This window comes from Klebsiella indica (assembly GCF_005860775.1).
Lineage (GTDB): Bacteria > Pseudomonadota > Gammaproteobacteria > Enterobacterales > Enterobacteriaceae > Klebsiella > Klebsiella indica.
Window position 1 is genome coordinate 48,302 of sequence record NZ_VCHQ01000007.1, and the last position, 19,283, is coordinate 67,584.

The 19,283-nt window shown below is 56.8% G+C and carries 19 protein-coding genes; 5 read left to right on the forward strand and 14 right to left on the reverse strand.

What is annotated here, in order from left to right; translation table 11 throughout:
* Positions 1-80: 80 nt before the first annotated feature.
* Positions 81-833, forward strand: coding sequence for a helix-turn-helix transcriptional regulator (locus tag FE839_RS05885; RefSeq protein ID WP_138359910.1), 753 nt, complete (start codon positions 81-83; stop codon positions 831-833).
* An 84-nt stretch (positions 834-917) separates the two neighbouring features.
* Positions 918-1,820, forward strand: a complete 903-nt coding sequence (locus tag FE839_RS05890) for a proline iminopeptidase-family hydrolase (protein ID WP_138359911.1) — start codon at positions 918-920, stop codon at positions 1,818-1,820.
* A gap of 63 nt (positions 1,821-1,883) precedes the next feature.
* Here the strand turns inward: FE839_RS05890 and FE839_RS05895 are convergent, their stop codons facing one another.
* The 9 genes from FE839_RS05895 to FE839_RS05935 form a co-directional block, all read right to left on the reverse strand.
* Entirely contained in the window at positions 1,884-3,329 is a 1,446-nt protein-coding gene (locus tag FE839_RS05895) for an N-acyl-D-amino-acid deacylase family protein (RefSeq protein WP_206665967.1), read from the reverse strand.
* A gap of 162 nt (positions 3,330-3,491) precedes the next feature.
* Entirely contained in the window at positions 3,492-4,277 is a 786-nt protein-coding gene (locus FE839_RS05900; protein WP_138359912.1) for an SDR family oxidoreductase, read from the reverse strand.
* Positions 4,277-5,215 (reverse strand): dihydrodipicolinate synthase family protein, encoded by a 939-nt coding sequence (locus FE839_RS05905; RefSeq protein WP_138359913.1) that lies wholly within the window; start codon positions 5,213-5,215, stop codon positions 4,277-4,279. Before FE839_RS05905 ends, FE839_RS05900 begins: the two co-directional genes overlap by 1 nt.
* 16 nt (positions 5,216-5,231) lie before the next feature.
* Entirely contained in the window at positions 5,232-5,909 is a 678-nt protein-coding gene (locus FE839_RS05910) for a GntR family transcriptional regulator (RefSeq protein ID WP_138359914.1), read from the reverse strand.
* On the reverse strand, positions 5,906-6,865 hold the full coding sequence (locus FE839_RS05915) for a 5-oxoprolinase subunit C family protein (protein WP_241675614.1): 960 nt from the start codon (positions 6,863-6,865) through the stop codon (positions 5,906-5,908). Before FE839_RS05915 ends, FE839_RS05910 begins: the two co-directional genes overlap by 4 nt.
* Entirely contained in the window at positions 6,865-7,581 is a 717-nt protein-coding gene (gene pxpB / locus FE839_RS05920; RefSeq protein ID WP_138359916.1) for a 5-oxoprolinase subunit PxpB, read from the reverse strand. Before pxpB ends, FE839_RS05915 begins: the two co-directional genes overlap by 1 nt.
* Entirely contained in the window at positions 7,578-8,579 is a 1,002-nt protein-coding gene (locus FE839_RS05925) for an ABC transporter ATP-binding protein (protein ID WP_138359917.1), read from the reverse strand. Before FE839_RS05925 ends, pxpB begins: the two co-directional genes overlap by 4 nt.
* Positions 8,560-10,269, reverse strand: coding sequence for an ABC transporter permease subunit (locus FE839_RS05930; RefSeq protein WP_138359918.1), 1,710 nt, complete (start codon positions 10,267-10,269; stop codon positions 8,560-8,562). Before FE839_RS05930 ends, FE839_RS05925 begins: the two co-directional genes overlap by 20 nt.
* A gap of 83 nt (positions 10,270-10,352) precedes the next feature.
* Entirely contained in the window at positions 10,353-11,402 is a 1,050-nt protein-coding gene (locus tag FE839_RS05935; RefSeq protein WP_138359919.1) for an ABC transporter substrate-binding protein, read from the reverse strand.
* Positions 11,403-11,512: 110 nt separating this feature from the next.
* Between FE839_RS05935 and FE839_RS05940 the strand changes: the two genes are divergently transcribed.
* The 3 genes from FE839_RS05940 (at position 11,513) to FE839_RS05950 (ending at position 14,614) form a co-directional block, all read left to right on the forward strand.
* Positions 11,513-12,289, forward strand: coding sequence for a LamB/YcsF family protein (locus FE839_RS05940; RefSeq protein WP_138359920.1), 777 nt, complete (start codon positions 11,513-11,515; stop codon positions 12,287-12,289).
* A gap of 131 nt (positions 12,290-12,420) precedes the next feature.
* A complete protein-coding gene (locus tag FE839_RS05945; protein WP_138359921.1) occupies positions 12,421-13,344 on the forward strand; it encodes a dihydrodipicolinate synthase family protein in 924 nt (307 codons plus the stop codon).
* A 61-nt stretch (positions 13,345-13,405) separates the two neighbouring features.
* Positions 13,406-14,614 carry a pyridoxal phosphate-dependent aminotransferase gene (locus FE839_RS05950; RefSeq protein ID WP_138359922.1) on the forward strand — a complete coding sequence of 403 codons (1,209 nt, stop codon included), beginning with the start codon at positions 13,406-13,408 and terminating at the stop codon, positions 14,612-14,614.
* Between the two features lie 4 nt (positions 14,615-14,618).
* Here FE839_RS05950 and FE839_RS05955 read toward each other — a convergent pair whose 3' ends face one another.
* From FE839_RS05955 to FE839_RS05975, 5 genes are all read right to left on the reverse strand, one after another.
* The gene (locus FE839_RS05955) at positions 14,619-15,038 is read right to left on the reverse strand and encodes a cupin domain-containing protein (protein WP_138359923.1); all 420 of its coding nucleotides are present in this window, start codon (positions 15,036-15,038) and stop codon (positions 14,619-14,621) included.
* A 101-nt stretch (positions 15,039-15,139) separates the two neighbouring features.
* Positions 15,140-15,991, reverse strand: a complete 852-nt coding sequence (locus tag FE839_RS05960; protein WP_206665968.1) for a class II fructose-bisphosphate aldolase — start codon at positions 15,989-15,991, stop codon at positions 15,140-15,142.
* A 114-nt stretch (positions 15,992-16,105) separates the two neighbouring features.
* A complete protein-coding gene (gene ptsP / locus FE839_RS05965; protein ID WP_138359925.1) occupies positions 16,106-17,824 on the reverse strand; it encodes a phosphoenolpyruvate--protein phosphotransferase in 1,719 nt (572 codons plus the stop codon).
* A gap of 42 nt (positions 17,825-17,866) precedes the next feature.
* Complete coding sequence (locus FE839_RS05970; RefSeq protein ID WP_138359926.1) at positions 17,867-18,940, reverse strand: PTS fructose transporter subunit IIC; 1,074 nt, start codon at positions 18,938-18,940, stop codon at positions 17,867-17,869.
* A gap of 26 nt (positions 18,941-18,966) precedes the next feature.
* Positions 18,967-19,278, reverse strand: a complete 312-nt coding sequence (locus tag FE839_RS05975; RefSeq protein ID WP_138360044.1) for a PTS fructose transporter subunit IIB — start codon at positions 19,276-19,278, stop codon at positions 18,967-18,969.
* Between the last annotated feature and the right edge of the window lie 5 nt (positions 19,279-19,283).

A 19,283-nucleotide genomic window follows, 5' to 3' on the forward strand; every position in this document is an offset into this window, starting at 1 on the left:
GCATACCTCAGAGTGAGCTACCGGCGGATCTGCACAAATCGTGCCCGTCGCAGGTCTCGTTTTAACGTGAAGGGGGTTATATGCGACTGGAGTTTGAACGCCCCGGCAGCGCCCGGGCGAGCAGTCTGGATGAGGCATTCGGCGGACTTTTTCAGCAAACCAGGACGCTGGGATTTGACGCGGTCATTTACGACTACACGCCGGTCCCGCGCTCGCTGGAGGGAGAGCTGATTACGCCGTCGCTGCTGAAAACATTTAATGTGCCGGAGGATATGCGCCAGCTGTGGTGCGAACACGGATATTATCAGGTTGACCCGGTGCAGCACTGCGCGCTGGAGAGCTGCGCGCCCTTTGTCTGGTCCTATCAGCGGCCGGACAGCAGCATGCTGCGCGGCAGACTGGGCAATCAGGTGACCGCCGTCACCGACTATATGCGCGAACACAATATGCCCTGCGGCGCAACGGTTCCCCTGCATCTGCCTAATGGCGGCTTCGTCACCCTCACCGGTATCCACACCGGCCAGCGTCAGGAGCGGGAAATCAGCGCAACCCTGGCGCAACTGATGCTGCTCGCCCACCAGTTCCAGGAGTCGGCCTTTCCGCTGTTCGACAGCACCATGCTCACCTGCCGCCACGTGAAGTTGAGCAACCGCGAGCGCGAATGCCTGGCGTGGTCCGCCGAAGGGCTGACCGCCAAAGAGATAGCCCGCAAGCTGCATCGTTCGGTGGCGACGGTGACGCTGCACCTGAATACCGCCGCGAAAAAGCTGGGCGCCAGCAACCGCGTGCAGGCGGTGGTCCGCGCCCTGCACTACCGCCTGCTCGACAGCTAAGATCTAGCATTTTTGCTAGTGTTCAGCGCCGGTCGCCACCCTTTACCCTGAAAGCCAGTCCACTTAGCAGGGTAAAGATGATTCATGTATACCATCAGCGAAGGCTACGCCCCGTTTCGGCGCTATCAAACCTGGTTTCGTATTTGCGGCGATCTCAATAGCGGGCTGACGCCGCTGGTCATTGCCCACGGCGGGCCGGGGTGTACGCATGATTATGTCGATGCGTTCCGCGATATCGCCCTCAGCGGGCGCGCGGTGATCCACTACGATCAGTTAGGCAACGGGCGCTCAACCCATCTTCCGCAGCAGCCCGCCGACTTCTGGCAACCGGCGCTGTTTCTCGACGAACTGGATAACCTGCTGCTGCATCTCAATATTGCCGATAATTACGCGCTGCTCGGCCAGTCATGGGGAGGCATGCTCGGCGCAGAGCACGCGGTAAGGCAGCCTGAAGGCTTAAAAGCGCTGGTTATCGCCAACTCTCCGGCCTCGATGGCGCTGTGGTTACAGGGCGCGGCAAAGCTCCGCGCGCAGTTGCCTGTCGAAGTCCAGCAAACGCTACTGGCCCATGAGGCGGCGGGCACGCTGGACAGCGCGGAATATAAGGCGGCAAGCCAGGTGTTTTACCAACGCCATGTCTGTCGGCTTGACCCCTGGCCGCCGGAAGTCCGGCGCACCTTTGATGCCATGGATGCCGACCCGACGGTCTATCACGCGATGAACGGCCCCACCGAATTCCACGTGATCGGCAGCATGAAAGCGTGGACCATTATCGACCGCCTCGCGCGGATTACGGTGCCGGTACTGCTGATTTCCGGGCGTTACGATGAAGCAACGCCGGAGGTGGTGCAGCCCTTTATGGACCATATTCCCGACGCGCGGTGGACAATTTTCGACGCCTCAAGCCATATGCCGCACGTGGAAGAACGCGACCTGTGCATGAAGACGGTGAACGACTTTTTGCACGGCGCGATCCCGGCGGCATAATCCCCGCCGTTCGCCGGAAGCCAGCCGTTAAGGCTGAACGGTACCGGTGAACGGCGCGCATATTTACCGGCGAATTACCTGCCCCGCCGTCTGATGGCGGATTTCGCCGTCGGCCCAGGCCAACTGGCCATTTACCCAGACCTTTTCGATCCCTTCAGCCCGGAGACACGGCTGCGCAAAAGTGGCGCTATCCTGCACCGTCCGCGGGTTAAACAGCACCAGGTCGGCATAATATCCGGCGGCGATCCGCCCGCGACGGGCGATGCCCAGCTCCGCGGCGGGCAAGCCGCTCATCTTATTCACCGCCGTGTGCAGAGGGAACAGCCCCAGCTCGCGGCTGTAATGCCCCAGCACCCGGGGAAAGGTACTCCATAAACGCGGATGCGGATGCTCATCGTGCGGCATGCCGTCAGAGCCGATCATCGTCGGCGGGAACGACAGAATACGCTGGACATCGTCCTCATCCATCATGAAATAGATCGCTCCGGCGGGCATCAGCCGCCGCGCCGCCTCTTCATCGCTGACGCCCCAGTCGGCGGCGATATCGGCCAGCAGCCGTCCGGCATGCTGCGGATGCGGCGTCGACCAGCTCACCAGCACTTTTGCCGCTCTGGCGATAAAGGCCGGGTTTAAGGTGGTTGATGAGGCGTTATAGGGGTAGCAATCCAGCGACACCGGCTGGCGCGCGCGGGCAGCCTGAATACTGGCCAGCGTTTCCCGCGAACGGCCATGGTTTTTCACCCCGGCTAATTTATGGTGGGATATCAACACCCGCACCCCTAACCGACGGCCAATCTCATAGGTTTCTTCCAGCGAGTCCAGCACCGCTTCCGCTTCGTTACGCATATGCGTCGCGTACAACGCCCCGTAGCGCGCCAGCGGCTCGGCCACCGCGACAATCTCATCGATAGTCGCCTCCCGCGCGGGAGGATAAAAGGTGCCGGTAGAGAAGCCAAAAGCGCCAGCGGCAAGAGACTCCTCAAGCCGTTCGCGCATTCGGGCGCACTCATCTTCACTGGCGCTACGCGTCAGCGAATCGCCCATCACGCTGGCGCGCAGCGTGGTATGTCCCACCATGCAGGCGGCGTTGACGGCAATCCCGTCGTTGGTTAATGCCGCCAGATAGTCGGCGAAACGGGGAAAGCGCAGCCACTCGGGAGTGGCTATCAAATCCAACGGCGCGGGAACGCTCGCCATCTGCGCCGGCGCCAGGCTCAGACCGCAGTTGCCGGTAATCACCGTAGTGACGCCCTGCGATAATTTGGCGCTCATCATTCCCGGCATGAGCAGCGCCCGGTCATCATGGGTATGGACATCAATAAACCCCGGAGCCAGCGCCAGCCCTTGCGCCTCAATGATATGCTTGCCGGTAAGCGAGCCGGGCGCGCCGATGGCGGTAATATATTCACCGGCAATCGCCACATCCGCAGACACCGGCGGCTCGCCGCCGCCATCAAAGAGCAACACGTCCCGCAACACCAGGGTCGCACCGTGCATCACCTTATTCATCGCCATTCTCCATACTAAGAGCCTATCCAGGTAGACGTTATTGGCGCAGACAGTTTGAACACGGCCAGCGCGGAAGAACCGGAGCCTACACGTAGTACGTGAGGATTCTGAGCACTGCCCGGGTTCAAAATGACAAGCAAAATAGCCCTAATGGGCCAGGCTCTAAAGAGAGGGGAGCATCCCGCCATCAACCCGCAACACGCTACCGGTGATGAACGACGCCTGCTGGCTGGCAAGGAACGCCGCCGCCGCGCCATACTCCTCCGGGCGACCGTAGCGCCCGACCGGGATCGTCTGCTGGCTTTTACTGCGCACCGTCTCGACGCTCACCCCTTCCCGCCCGGCGCGAGCGGCGTCAAGCTGACCCACGCGCTCCGTGGCAATGCGTCCCGGCACCAGCACGTTCACCGTGATGCCGCTGGCGGCGACTTCCGCGGCCAACGTTTTCGACCAGCCCATCAGCGCCATACGCAGGGTATTCGACACGCCCAGATTAGCAATCGGCGCGACCACCCCGGAAGAGGTGCTGGTAATAATGCGTCCCCAGCCCTCCGCACGCATGTCGGGCAGCACCTTATCGGTCAACTGAATAAGCGAGCTGACCATCGCGCTGAACTGCCGTTGCCAGATGTCCGGGTCAACGCCAGCGGCGGTAGAAGGCGCCGGACCGCCGGAGTTATTCACCAGAATGGCGATCGCGCCGAAGCGCTGACGGATCTCGCCGAGGACCGCATCAAAGGTTTGCGGGTCCGCCAGATCCAGCCGCCAGGCCTGGGCTTCGCCTCCGGCCTGAGTAATCAACGCTACCGTCTCGGCCAGCTTCTCTTCATTGCGTCCGGTCACCGCGACCTTGACGCCTTCGGCGGCCAGAGACTGAGCGATAGCGCGCCCTAAGCCGCTTCCCGCGCCGCAAACCAGCGCCGTTTTTCCCGCAATCATAAAATCCATCAGTTCAGTCCTTTTTCGGCGAGTTTACGTTCCAGGCGAGCCATCAGTCCGCTCAGTTCCTGCTGGTCGATACTGTCAAGAACCGGCCCCGGCTGGCGAACCGCAGCGCTTTTTATCGCCCCGCGCCGACGCAGCGCCTCTTTGCGCAGTCCCAGGCCAATGCCATACTGAAACTCATGACGCAGCAGCGGCAGGTAGCAGTCGAAAATATCCTCGCCCCGCGCCGGATCGCCCGCGGCATAGGCCTGACATACTTGTACCAGCATTTCCGGCCAGGCAAAGCCGGTCATCGCGCCATCGGCCCCGCGCGCCAGCTCCTGCGGCAAAAAGAGGCCGCCGTTACCCACCAGCACGCTGACACGACGCAGTCCCAGCGTCTCGCTCTGGCTGCGGAGCTGGCTGAGTTTGCGCATCCCCGGCAGGTCTTCATGCTTAAGCATCACGATTTGCGGCAGCGCTTCAATCAGGCGCAGCATCACCGGGACTGAAGTGTGAACTTTGGTCGATTGCGGGAAGTCCTGCAGACAAACAGGCACCTCGCCGCCAAGCAGATGCGCGACGCTAAGAAAGTAATTTTCCACCTGCGGATCGGTGACCAAATTAGGGCCCGGCGCCAGCATGACCCCTGCCGCCCCTTTATCCATCGCCGTTTTCGCCAGACGTTCAACGTGGCGATGGGAAGCATGGCTGACGCCGACCACGACCGGCACGCGCCCGTTCACCCGCGCCAGCACCCGCTGCATAAAGATCAGCGCTTCTTCTTCGGTGAGCTTATGCGCCTCCCCCATCATGCCGAGAATAGTGATACCGCTGACGCCCTTTTCGAGGTAGAAGTCGGTCAGGCTGTCCGCGCTGGCTAAATCCAGTTCTCCGCTGTCGGTAAATGGCGTGGCGGAAATAATGTAGACGCCATTCGCCTGTTCATTCAGTTTGTTCATTACCCTGGTTTCCTACTCAGATTGCAGTAAATCGAGCCACAATGCCGGCCCGCGCCTGGGTCAGATGAAAGACCATCGCGTCTCTGGCCCCCTGCGCGTCACCGTCGTGAATACGTTCCATTAGCGCAATATGCTCCTGGCAGCCGGGCTCGAAGCGAGCGACGGTACCGTTCTGGTCAAAAGTGCGCGCCTTAATGCGTAAATCAAAAATCATGCGTTCAAGCATGGCGTTACCGCAGTGGGCGGCTATCGTCTGGTGAACCAGGTTATCGATACGATGGTTCTCAGAGGCGGAAAAGTCTCGCGCCTGGCGGTGGTCGCTCAGCGCGCTAATTACCGCTTGCGCCTGCGCCGTCGGCATACGCGTCGCGGCGGCAAACGCCGCTTCCCCTTCAAGGAGAATTCGCAGTTGCAGGATCTCCAGATACTCGCGGAGCGTGGGCTCTTTCACGATAAGCTGTCCGCGTCCGACCCGGGTTGCGAAGCCGCCGCCGACCAGACGGCTGAAGGCTTCACGCAACGGCGTACGCGATACCCCCAGCGCCGCCGCCAGCGTCCGCTCCTGCAGTGGTACATTGGTCGGGATCCGTCCCAGCTGGATCATTTCCAGTAGCTGCCGATAGGTCGCTTCTGTCAGATCTTCGCTGCCAGGATTGAGGAAAATATTGTCTACATCACTCTGTGTTTCACTCATAGCCAGCTCACTTCCGTTGATTGAATATGTTGTAAACAGGCGGCGATACCCGTTTGCAAACGCCGCCAGCGCGCGACGCCTTCCTGTACGGTGACCGCACGAAACGCCACACTCTGCCCCGGCCGCAGTTGCCCGACTCGCGGCAGATCCGCGCCAATTAAGGTGGCGATTTTCGGGTATCCGCCGGTAGTCTGACGATCGTGCAGCGCAATAATCGGCTGACCATTACCGGGCACCTGAATACTTCCCGGCACTACCGCATCGGAAACCATATCAGCCCCGTGCAAATGGGCCAGTGCCGGGCCCGCCATTCGGTAGCCCATCCGGTCCGCATGGGCGCTAACCCGATAGCGTCCATGTAAAAAGGTGAGCAACGAAGCGGCGGTGAATGCCTCCTGCTGCGGTCCCATCACCACCGCGAGCGGGCCGCTGCTGTACAACGATGTCAGATGCGCGTGCGCGCAGCGGCGACGCCCGATATCGGCCTGTTCCGCCAGCGGCAAACGGTCGCCTTTTGCCAGCGCCCGCCCTTCCAGACCACCCAGCGCCGCGCGGGTCAGCGTAGCGCGACTGCCTAACACCAGCGGCACATTCACGCCGCCAGCCAGCGCCAGGTAGGCGCGTAGCCCGCGCGCTATTCGTCCGATAACCAGTTCGCTGCCCTCCGCCAGTCGGTGGCTGACCCAGGGTTCCAGCGCCCGGCCATCCACCTGCGCCTCAACCGCGCCGCCGAGACAGAGGATGCACTCGCCCCCCATCACCCGATATCGCCCGCCGAGCGCGGTTAATTCCAGCGCCGCGCAATCCGGCCCGTTGCCGACAACGGCATTGGCTAAGCGAAAAGCGATCATGTCCATCGGCCCCGAGGCCGGTACGCCCGAATGCGCGAAACCGCGACGCCCTTCATCCTGCACGGTGGTTAATAATCCCGGAGAGATGACTTCCAGCCAACGCATCACGCCACCTCCGGTTCAGGGGACCAATCCGCCGCGCGGCACTCGTCGCTCAGGCGGATGAACTCCGCCGGGCTAACAGGCGCAAAGACGATTTCATCCCCGGCCTGAAACAAAAATGGCCTTTGCCGCTGCGGATCAAATGAACGCCACGGCGTGCGGCCAATAAGATGCCAGCCGCTGGGGCCCGCCACCGAGCTGATTGCCGTCTGCTGGCCGCCAATATTGATGCTGGACGCTGGGGTCATCGCGCGCGGCGACGCCCGCCGCGGGGTATGCAGCGTTGCAGGCAGCCCGCCGAGATAGGCGAACCCCGGCATAAATCCGACCATATAAACCCGATAGCGCGCCGTGCTGTGTAACTCAATCACCTGCTGCGGACTCAAACCGTGCGCCTGCGCCAGGGCGGGCAGATCTTCGCCATATTCACCGCCATAGCACACCGGCACCCGCCAGCGACGGCGCAATGAGCGGCTCGCCGGGGGACGTTCGATAGACAGCGCAACCCGTTCGCATAGTTCGCTACAGGTCACCGTTAACGGATCAAAGGTTATCGTCAGAGAGCGATAGGTGGGAATGATTTCGCTCACCCCGTTCACCCCGTTTAGCGCCGCCGCCAGCGCCAGCACCCGGGCATTAAGCCGCGCGTCGATGCTGTCGCCGAATTCAACTAGCAGCGCCTGTTCGCCCACCGCAATAAAACGTGGATAGCCGTTCACGCAGACTCCCTGAAAGTCATCGCCTGTTCCGGCTGAAAGCCAAAACTGATGGTCTGACCTGCGGTACGCTCCTCGGCCGGGAGGTCCACCGGCGCATAGGCCACCAACATCTGCTCCTGATACTCAATTAATAACTTCCAGTGCAGGCCGCAGAAGGTCGCCATCACGATATTGCCCTGATAGCGCCAGCTCGCCCTCTCGCTGGCGCGCCCAACCAGCATATGCTCGGGCCGAATGCCCAGCGTCCCGCTGCGCTCGCCGGGGATAAAATTGCATTCGCCGAGAAAACCGGCGACAAAGCGACTATCCGGCTGGCGATAAAGGCTCTGCGGAGAGCCATCGCCGACGATTTCGCCTTTATCCATTATGATGATCCGATCGGAGAGATTCATCGCTTCTTCCTGATCGTGGGTGACAAACACCACCGTCAGCCCCAGCTCCTGATGCAGCTGTTTAATCTGGATCTGAATCGACTGGCGCAGATTTTTATCCAGCGCCCCAAGCGGTTCATCCATCAGCAGGATGTCCGGATTAAATACCAGCGCGCGCGCCAGCGCGGCGCGCTGCTGCTGACCGCCAGAGAGCTCTCCAGGCAGGCGTTTGCGGTACTCTTCCAGGCTGACCAGCGCCAGCGCCTCGCCGACCCGGCGCTCAATATCGACTTTCGCCAGACGACGCATGCGCAGCGGAAAAGCGACGTTCTCAAAGACCGACATATGCGGAAAGAGCGCATAGTTCTGGAACACCATACCAATATTGCGATCGGCAATCGGCGCGCGGGTCACATCCTTACCGGCGATCAGTACGTTGCCGCCATCGGGGCGTTCAAATCCGGCAATCACTTTTAGCAACGTGGTTTTACCGGAACCGGAAGCGCCCAGCAGCGTACAGAATTCACCGCGCGCGACCTGCAGGTCGATATGCGGCAGCGCCACCGTCGCAGCGTAGGTTTTGCGAATGGCGTTGAGAGTGACATCTTTACCCTGCATTTGACGCATGTTTGCCTCCATTACGTTTTACCAGGCTCTGAATTATCAGGATCCCCGCCGTCGCCGCGATCAGTACGCAGGAGGCCGAAATCACCGTCGGATCAAAATCGAACGCCAGCCCTTCATACATCAGTTTCGGCAGGGTTCGATTACGGATAGTGGTCAAAAATAGCGACATCACCACATCATCAAATGAGGTCACGAAGGCAAACACCGCGCCGCCGATCATACCGGGGAGCAGGATCGGCAGCATGACCCGGCGGAACATCTGCCACGGCCTGGCCCCAAGACTGTAGGCCGCCAGCTCCAGGCTGGGATCGAATCCTTTGAGCGCGGCGCGTAGCGTAATGAAGGTATAGGGCGTGGCCAGAACGGTATGGCCGAGGATCAGCGCCACCGAGTTGTTGATCAACCCTAAAGGCCCGCACAGATAATACAGCGAGACCGCGGTAATGATGGCCGGCACCGACATGGGAACGATAAACAGCGTCTCCAGCCAGCTTTTGCGCGGCGAGCGTAGCTTATGGATCCCCATCGCGGCGGTCGCGCCCAGCACCATCGACAGAATGGTGACAATCAGCCCAATCCGCACGCTCTCGCCCAGCGCCAGCATCCATTTAGGGTCGGTGAAAAAGTTGACGTACCAGCGCACGCCATATTCCGCCGGCGGAAAAGTCGGGAAGCTGGCGGTACCGAAACTCATCGGAATAACGATAACAATCGGCAGGATAAGAAACAGCGCCACCAGCACGCCCGCGCCTGCGCTGATACGCCCGCCGCCGCTGCGTTGCGTCACCACCACCGACTGGCTGCCCTTGCCGCTGGAGCCGCCCATCAGCTTATCGAGGCCAAACAGGCGATTAAACAACCACAGCGCGAGCAAGGTGGTGATCAGCAATACGCAGGCCAGCGCGGCGGCGATCCCCCAGTTCAGTTCATCGGTAATATTGTGTGAAATAAGCTCCGCGACCATCCGCTGCGCCGGTCCGCCCATCAGCGATGGCGTAATGTAGTAACCGACCGCGTTCATAAAGACGATAACCGCGCCGGCAACAACGCCAGGACGCGTCAGCGGCAAAATAATACGGGTGAAGACGCTGAGCGAATCCGCGCCTAAACTCTGCGCCGCCTGCAGCAGCGAACTATCCAGCGAGCGGAATGATGCATAGAGCGGCAGCACCACGAAGGGCATCAGCACGTGCACCATGCCGATCAGCACGCCGGTAAAGTTATACAGGAAGGCCACCGGCTGCGAAGTAATCTGCAGGGTCATCAATAGATGGTTAAGGGGGCCGTTTTGCTGCAGCAGCGCGATCCACGCCGAGGTCCGCACCAGCGCGCTGGACCAGAACGGCAGCAGCACGGCAAAAAACAGCAGCTTCGCCATCGCCGGGCGCACCGAAGCCATCAGCCAGGCCAGCGGGTAGCTCATCACAATGCAGCCAATGGTAACCGCCACCGCGATAACAAAAGTATTTTCCAGAACGATGCGATAAATCGGGGTATCCCACAGGTGGAGATAGTTTTCGAGGCTGAAGTGCCCCTGCACCAGAAACCCTTGCTTTAGCAGCCCGGCAATCGGCCAGACAAAAAACAGCAGTAAAAAAAGCAGCAACGGTAGCGTCGCCACGAGAGCCAGCCCGGGCCAACGGATCCGCCGGGATGGGGTAAGGTTATCAGTCAATATCGTTGCCACCATAACTCACTCCGTTCTGGACGGGACCCGACCTGCAGTCCCGTCCGCCCAGTCATTCACTAAATCAACATATGCTTCGCACGCCGTTACTGCGCACGCACCTGGTTGTAGCGCTCAATGATCGCCGGACCATTTTTGTCCCACCATCCCGCATCCATAAACAGGGTGTGCTGCAGCCGTTCCGGCGTGGACGGCAAACGTTCCTGGCGCGCTTTGTCGATATACTGCATCGCTTCTTTAGTGGTCGGGCCATAGGCGATGTACTTGCTGAATTCCGCCTGATGCTTCGGCGCAATAATGTAGTTGAGCAGTTTCAGCGCGGCCTCACGGTTGTGCGCCCCTTTAACCAGCGCGAAATAGCCAACCTGAGCGATGGAATCGTCCCAGGACATTTTGATCGGTACGCCGGAGTCGATGCCCGACTGGAAGCGACCATTCCAGCCCAGCGCCATCACCACTTCGCCGCTGGCGAGCGCCTGCACCGGTTCAGCGCCGCTCTTCCACCATTTCGCTACGTAGGGTTTGATTTTCTTAATCTGATTCATCGCCCGATCGACCCCTTCCGGGGTACTCAGCGTTTTATAGACGTCTTCCGGCTTGACGCCGTCGGCGATTAGCGCCGCTTCGATAACCGTGGCCGGTTCATCCTGTAAGGTGCGTTTACCGGGGAATTTCTTCACGTCCCAAAAATCGGCGAAGGTTTTCGGCTGCGGTTTACCATCCGGGAAGGCTTTACTGGAGAAACCAATCAGGGTGGAGAAAATTTCAGACGGCACGCCGTAATCGTTGCGCGCGCCGGGGATAACATGCTGCTGATTGACCATTTCTGGGGTGATTTTTTCAAATACGCCCAGTTTGATGCCGCGGGCCAGGCGCGAGCTATTTTCCGTCACCACGTCCCATGAGACGGTATTGGTATCCTGCATGGCTTTCAGTTTACTGACCTGCGGGTCGGTATCTTCGACGACATCAATACCGGTTTCTTTATTAAAGGGCTTTAACCAGGCTTCGCGAATAGCGTCCTGGTAGGCTCCGCCCCAGCTGGCAAAGTAGAGCTCATCCGCACTGGCGGACAGGCTATAGCTCATGGTCAACAGGCCTAATGTCAGACAGCCTGCTTTTATCAATGGTTTCATCTGCTCACTCTCTCCTGGTTAAACATTCGTTCAGCGGCGTAATTTTGGTTTTTACCCTTTGGCATTCTCATTGCATGCATTTGGTATACCAAGTGTTTCGAGGAGTAATTATGCAAGAAGTGGACCTGAATTCAGATCTGGGTGAAAGTTTTGGTCAATTCAGCGTGGGCGACGATGAAGCCATGCTGGATCTGGTGACTTCAGCCAACGTCGCCTGCGGTTTTCACGCTGGCGATGCGGTAGTGATGCACCGCACCGTCACCCACGCCAAAGCGCGCGGGCTGGATGTCGGCGCGCATCCGGGCTTTCTTGACCTGTGGGGCTTTGGCCGGCGCACCATTACCGGCGATAGCCCGGCGGATGTCGGCAAAATGGTGGTGTATCAGCTAGGGGCCATGCAGGCGGTGGCGCGGGCCTGCGGCCATGCGATGACGCACGTCAAGCTGCACGGCGCAATGGCCACCCAGGCATTCACCGACGACGCATTATCGGCAGCCATTGTCAGCGCAATTCTGGCCGTCGACCGTCAGTTGATGCTGGTCACCACCCCACACAATGCGACAGAACGGGCGGCGCGCAAGGCCGGACTGCGCGTCGCCTGCGAAGTGTTCGCGGACCGCAGCTACGGTGAGAACGGACTTACCCTCCCTCGGCACCTTCCGGATGCCATCATTCACGATCCCGAGCGTGCCGCCAGCCGTGCGCTGCAAATGATTGAAGAACAAGCGATTCGTACCATCAGCGGCGCCAGGATCCCGATGCCCGTACACACCATCTGCGTTCACGGTGATAACCCGCAGGGCGTCGCTATCGCCCGTACCTTACGTGAACGCCTGACCGCCGCTGGCGTCGTTATTCGGCCACTCAGCCAGTTGAGTCACCTATAAGTCGCTGCGACATAAATGAACAAATGACGCGCAATAACAGTGCGCAATTGCACCATCGACAGGCAAACGCCGGTTACTGACCACCACACCATCGTCATGCCGCAGGGGCATGACCTGTAAAGGAGAGAGAGATGAAAGACAGGATTGAATGCCGTGAAAGACTGCGCGGAATTTTCAATATCACCGTGACACCGTTTACCGCGCAAGGCGATATTGATTTCGCGGGGCTGGCCGCCAATATTGAGCGCGTCATCGGCCTCGGCTACGACGGTATCCTGATCGGCGGAACCTATGGCGAATTCCCGACGCTCAGCGTTGAGGAGCGCGCCGCGATTTTCCGCCACGTTATGCAAGTCGTGGGCGATCGCGTTCCGGTTATGCTGTGCAGCGCGGGTTCCGACGCCCGGGTGGTTCGCGAACTGACCACGCTGGCAGGCGACCTCGGCGGCCTGCCGATGGTCACGCCGCCTTTTGTTTCCGAAGTCACCGATGCGCAAATCGTAAGCTTTTTCCAGCAAATGGCGCCGTTATCCAGAACCGGGATTCTGGTCTACAACGCGCCGGGCATCGGCATCACCTTATCCCCTGCTCTTCTGGAGCAACTGGCGGATATCCCGCAGGTGGTGGGTATCAAACAGGGCGATCTCAATCCGACCGTCATCGATCAAATCGCCAACCGCTTATCCGGCCGTGTGCGTCTGTTCTGTGCCTCCGATCTGGCGTTTTTAGGCCCCATGATGTGCGGCTTCGACGGGATCAGTACCACCAACAGCGGCGCCCTGCCGGAGCTGGTGTTAGCCAGCTTCCGGGCGCTGGAGCAAGGCGATGCCGCCACCGCCAGAGAATTACACCGCTTATGGTACGGCTTCCGCGCCCTGGCCCGTCGCCACGGCCAGCCGCAACTGGTGAAAGCCGCCATGAATCTGCGCGGCTTCAACGGCGGACATGTGCGTTCGCCGCTGATCGATGTCAGCCCGGAAGTGATTGCCGAAACCCGGGCGGAGCTTCTGCGCCTTGCCGCCGACACGCGCAGCGGCGTCACGCTAACGGCCTGAGATTCCTGAAAAGATGAATACGCCGCCCGATTTAACGCGGCGTTTAACCAAAGAGAACACTATGTCAGCACCATTTCTCGCGCCGCGCATGCGGCGAGTTCGCCCATCGCCGACAGCGGCCATTGCCGATCGGGTACGCGCTCTCCAGCAGCAGGGGATCGACATTATTAGCCTTGGCCTCGGTGAACTGGATTTTGCCACACCGGCGGCGATCGGCCAGGCCGGTATCAACGCTATCCACCAGGGTGAAACAAAATACACCGCCGTCGGCGGTACCGTCGCCCTGAAAGCCGCCATCATGGATAAATTCGCCCGCGACAACGACCTGCGCTTTACCCCCCAGGAGATCATTGCCGGAACGGGGGCTAAGCAGCTGATTTTCAATGCGCTGCAGGCGACGCTAAGCAGTGGTTTGCAGGCCATTATCCCCGCGCCGTACTGGGTCTCCTATCCCGATATGGTCGCGCTGGCGGATGGCGAACCCGTCATCGTTCCGACCAGCGAGCAAGACGGCTGGAAACTCACGCCGCAATCTCTGGCCGCCGCCATTACCCCGCATACCCGCTGGCTGATCCTCAACTCGCCCTCCAATCCCACGGGAGCGCTGTACAGCCGCGCGGAATTGCTGGCGCTGGCGGAGGTGCTGCTGGCCGCACCGCAGGTGCTGATTCTGGCAGATGATATCTATGAGGCGCTGCGCTACGACGGCGCACCATTCTGCACGCTGGCGCAGATTGCGCCCGGACTACGCGATCGCATTCTGACGGTGAATGGGCTCTCAAAGGGCTTTTCCATGACCGGCTGGCGCCTGGGCTACGCGGCCGGGCCCGCGTGGTTAATTTCCGCGATGACCATTTTGCAGTCGCAGAGCACCTCCAACCCATGTTCGCTGGCGCAGGCGGCGGGGGTCGCCGCCCTCAACCAACCCGCCGATTTCCTGCCCCAGTGGCTGGCTATCCTCACTCAACGCCGCAATCGGGTAATGGCGCTGATTGATGAGGTCAACGGAGTCAGCGCGGCGACGCCGCAGGCCGCATTTTATGTCTTCGCGAATTGCTCCGGCCTGATCGGTCAATCGACCCCGGCGGGCGATCGGCTCCATGATGACGTCGCGGTTGCCGATTACCTGTTAACCGCAGCCCATGTCGCCACCCTCCCGGGAACCGCATTTGGGATGCCAGGATATCTGCGGCTGGCCTACGCGCTGGATGATGCCCAGTTGGAATTAGCCTGTCAGAGCATCGCCCGCGCCTGCGGGGAACTGCGCTGATGCTTTAGTCGACAGTTGACGCCAGCGCAGAGGTAATCTGCTCACGCAGCGAGTTGCTTAATAGCATAAACTCGCTGTTCTCCGCGCTGGTGTTGCGGTTTTCGATTAATGCCAGTTTGACGCCTGGCCAGGTAATCGTATTGTGCCAGGTACCTTTTGGGATGCTGTACACCTTATAAGGTTCCATTGGAATATATTGAAAATGAAATTTCGCGGTATCATTCTCATCAATAACCAATAGCGTACATTTCCCATCTAACAGAATAAAAACTTCGTCTGTCAATAAATGGCGTTCAAGCGTATCGATATGCTGGATATCATTTTCGGGCTTCCAGTTTTTTATTCCGACAAACCAGTCAGCGCTTTCAACCATACACTGCAGGCCAGTACCGTCATATTGTCCAATTTTTACCGAGCATTGCATTACTTTTTCCTCAGAGCCGCGCGCGGGCGTACGAATCCCCTGGTACCTGCGCGCTAGTTAAATCGTTCGCGATAAAATCTAGTGATTAAAATCGTGATAAATTATCTAAAGTTCTTCGCTTTACCGCTGGATCCAGAAATACGAATATAGTCTTGCAGCGTTTCTTTGGCCTTATTTTCCATATTTATCATCATAGACATGAAATCAATATCTGGCGTCTCTTGCAGCATCGTTCTCAATCCCTCTTTGCAGTTGACAAACGTGTCGGTGCAAACGTTAATTTTATTAATACCGCAAATAACGGCCTGACGAATATTTTCTTCCCCGGAGTCAGACCCCCCGTGAAGCACTAGCGGTTTCTGAGTAGCCTGTTTAATTTGGCTGATACGGTCAAAATCAATTTTAGGTGCACGATTGGTAGGGTATTTACCATGCGCGGTCCCCACGGCTATCGCCAGCGCATCAACGCCTGTAGCCTCAAAAAAATGGACAGCGTCTTCAACACGAGTATATAGATCAAATTTTTCATCATCCGCGTTGGCGGCCTGACCAATAAAACCGATCTCTCCTTCGACGGTCACATTTTGTGAGTGGCATAAAGTCACTACATCTTTGGTACGCCGAATATTCTCTTCCAGCGGGTATTCGGACGCATCGATCATGATGGATGAAAACTGGTGGCGAAAAGCGTGAGTAATACGCTCATAGTCTTTGCCGTGATCGAGATTCAGCGCTACCGGTACGGTTGCACGCGCCGCCAGAGTCCGCACAATCTTAGAGATAATTTCACCATCACCGTGCTTACTCATTTGCCCTTGCCCTATATTAATAATGATAGGTGCATTCTCTTCTTGTGCCGCCCGAATCGCCCCACGGACTAACTCAAGATTAATAACACTGGCGGAAATAACACCATAGTAATGTTGGTTAGCATCATCTAAAATAGTTTTCATTGTGACATACATATTTTATACCTCTGCATAGAAAGTGATTTTATACAGCACTCATCCTTTCCAGATTTTTAAATATCCGGAATAATAGATGAACTCTTTAACTAATGGATAAATTTATAGTGCGTCTATTTCTTTTGCCATTCCGGTGAGCAATAAATCTATCTTCTCCATTTCATAAGTTGATAAGACTGATTTCAGCCATGACTCACATTTAACCGTCGCCATTTTCGCTACCGTATATTTAACTTGCGGCACGCTTAATGGCGTAACGCTAAGTTCATCAACACCGGCAGCAATCAGGAAAGGTAGCATCTTTTCATTCGAAGCTATTTCACCACAAACGTGAACGGGAATAAGATTTTTTTTTGCGGCATCGATAACCTGCTTAATCGCACGTAACACTGCCGGATGATGCGGCTGATATAAGTATTGGACTTTATTATTATTTCGATCGCTGGCGGTAATATACTGCGTGAGATCGTTACTCCCGATACTGAAAAAGTCACAGTAGCTGGCAAAAATATCAGCAAGCATGGCGGCGGCAGGTGTTTCAACCATAATACCGACGGGAATATTCCCGTCATACGCAATCTGCTGCGCACTTAATGACTGCTTAATATCAGCTATCAGCGCCTTTGTTTCCCAGAGTTCTTCCAGCGTGGCAATCATCGGAATTAATATTTTAATCCGGCCAAACGCCGAGGCGCGGATAATCGCCCGCAGCTGCTGTCTGAAAATATCTTTATTATCAAGACAGTAGCGAACGGCTCGATAGCCAAGAAATGGGTTCTCCTCCGCAGGAATGCCAATGTAATCCACTTGCTTATCCCCGCCGATATCCAGGGTACGGATAACAATCTCCTTTTCTGCCATAAGCAAAGCCAGTGATTGATAAAAATGAAACTGCTCCTCCTCATCGGGAAACCGATCCCGGTTCATATACAAAAACTCGGTCCTGACCAGGCCAATACCATCAGCATATTGTTCGAGGGCTTTCTGAACTTCGTTGAGCGCCGTAATATTGGCGCATACGGTGATCCTCTCAGGCGTAAGCGCAGCATCTATAACAAAACGTCTTATTGCTTCTTTACGCTGTGCTAATTGTGTAATTAGCTGTTGGTACCGCGCGATACATTGCTCATCAGGATCAAGGTAGATAATCCCACTGTCGCCATCAACGATCGCTGACTGACCGTCTATCAAGCTGTCGAGATCCACCGAGACACCAACAATGGCCGGGATCCCCAACTCTTTAGCCAGAATCACCGAGTGAGAAGTCACCCCACCACGACAAGTGATAAACCCCTGCAGCTGGTCAGGATTATAGACGATGGTATCTGCTGGCGTCAGTTCATCCGCAACGATAATCATTTTTTGCAGGCAATCGGATAGCTCAACGATGGTTTTATTCGCCAGGCAGTCTAGCAGCATTTTTTCTATCGCACGAACGTCCTCAACGCGCTGATTCAAATAAGCCGACTTCGCCTTTAATAAACACCCAACCAGCCTCTCCGTTTCTTTGATAACCGCCTGCTCAGCGCATAGTGTAGAGAAAATATTCTCACGGATATTTTGAATATAATCTTCATCCTGCAACATTAGCAGATAAGATTTATAAACCTTAGCCATTTCATCGGTGTACTGCTGTAATGCTTGCTGATGAAATTTAGCCATGCTTACAATACAGTTCTGTAATGCAGTTAAAAAACGTTCCCACTCACATGAGGGCTCTCTGGCGCCATGATATTCAGCATGCCTGTGATTATTACGCACCACCTGAATCTGACAAAAAGCAACTCCTGGTGACGCCGCAATGCCGTTCAAAATATACATATCAGACCTCAACTATTCGAATAATCTTGAGTAAGCGATTCACTATTTAATGCTAATCTCAAAATCGTCAACTTCAGGCTCCTCTTCAGTGCCATCTTGCTGATCGGATGCTTTTAATACTGGTTTGAGGATGGTTAATACTGCGGCAGTAATCAGGCTGCCGATGATTAACGCGGCGACAAATCCCCATGGGTGTCCCATGATGGGAATAACAAAGATCCCGCCGTGAGGAACAGTACTGGTAACGTTCCACAGCATCGTTAGCGAGGCGGCTGTGGCGGAACCGACCATACAGGCAGGGATGACCCGCAGCGGATCGGCAGCGGCAAACGGCAGGACTCCTTCAGTGATAAAGCATAATCCGAGAGGAAACGCGGCCTTCGCTGCTTCAATTTCTCCCTGCGAATAGCGTTTACGCCGGGAAATAAACACGGAAATCGCGACACCAATGGGGGGAACCATGCCTGCAACAATTTTTGCCGCTTCCGGGCCATAAATCCCCTGAGCCAGCATGGCGTTCGAAAAAAGAGACGCGGATTTATTTACCGGCCCGCCAAGGTCAAAACCCATCATCGCGCCAATAATACCCCCGAGTACCATCCTCGACCCACCCATAAGTCCCCCCATCCAGTCAATGACCGCTGCCTGGGCGATGGCAACCGGACGTCCCAGAAATAGATAGAAAGCCAGGCCAATAATCAGGGTTGAAAGCAAGGGGATAAATAGCACCGGCATCAGCCCCTGCATACTGGAAGGGAGCTTTAAGTAACGACGGATAGCCAGTATAACGTAGCCCACCAGGAATCCAGCCAACATGCCTCCAAGGAACCCGGCTTTAATTTCAATGGCCACAAACCCCAGAATCAGTCCGGGGGTAATACCCGGACGATCGGCAATGGAATAGGCAATGCCAGCAGTAAGAACCGGGACAACCAACCCCATTGCAACAACGCCAAGCTGATTGATAAACCAGGGCAACGTTTGCGTCGCATTGGCAACAAATGCACCGCCAAATATTTTTGCAATCGCCATGCAAAGACCCGCGGCGACAACGACAGGAATCATGTAGGAAACGCCGGTCAACATATGCTTCTTGAAACCGATACTGTAAGACATACTATCGCCCTCATATTTAGGGTTAACTATTTTTGCATTTTTTCTTGTATTTTTTGAATCAAAGACTTAGGTGACTTGACTACGGTAGAAATAGGGACTTCGACCACGTTTTTATCTTTAAAACGTTCTAAACCGCCGATACCAATATCAGTTGCAAAAATAACAATATCCGCATTAGCGATGTCTTCCGGGCTGAGCTTATCGTCTACCCCAATAGATCCCTGAGTTTCAACTTTAATGCTATGCCCCAGGCTCAAGGCGGCCTGGATCAGTTTTTCTTTGGCAATATAGGTATGAGCAATTCCGGCAGTACAGGCGGTAATTCCAACAATATTCATCATAC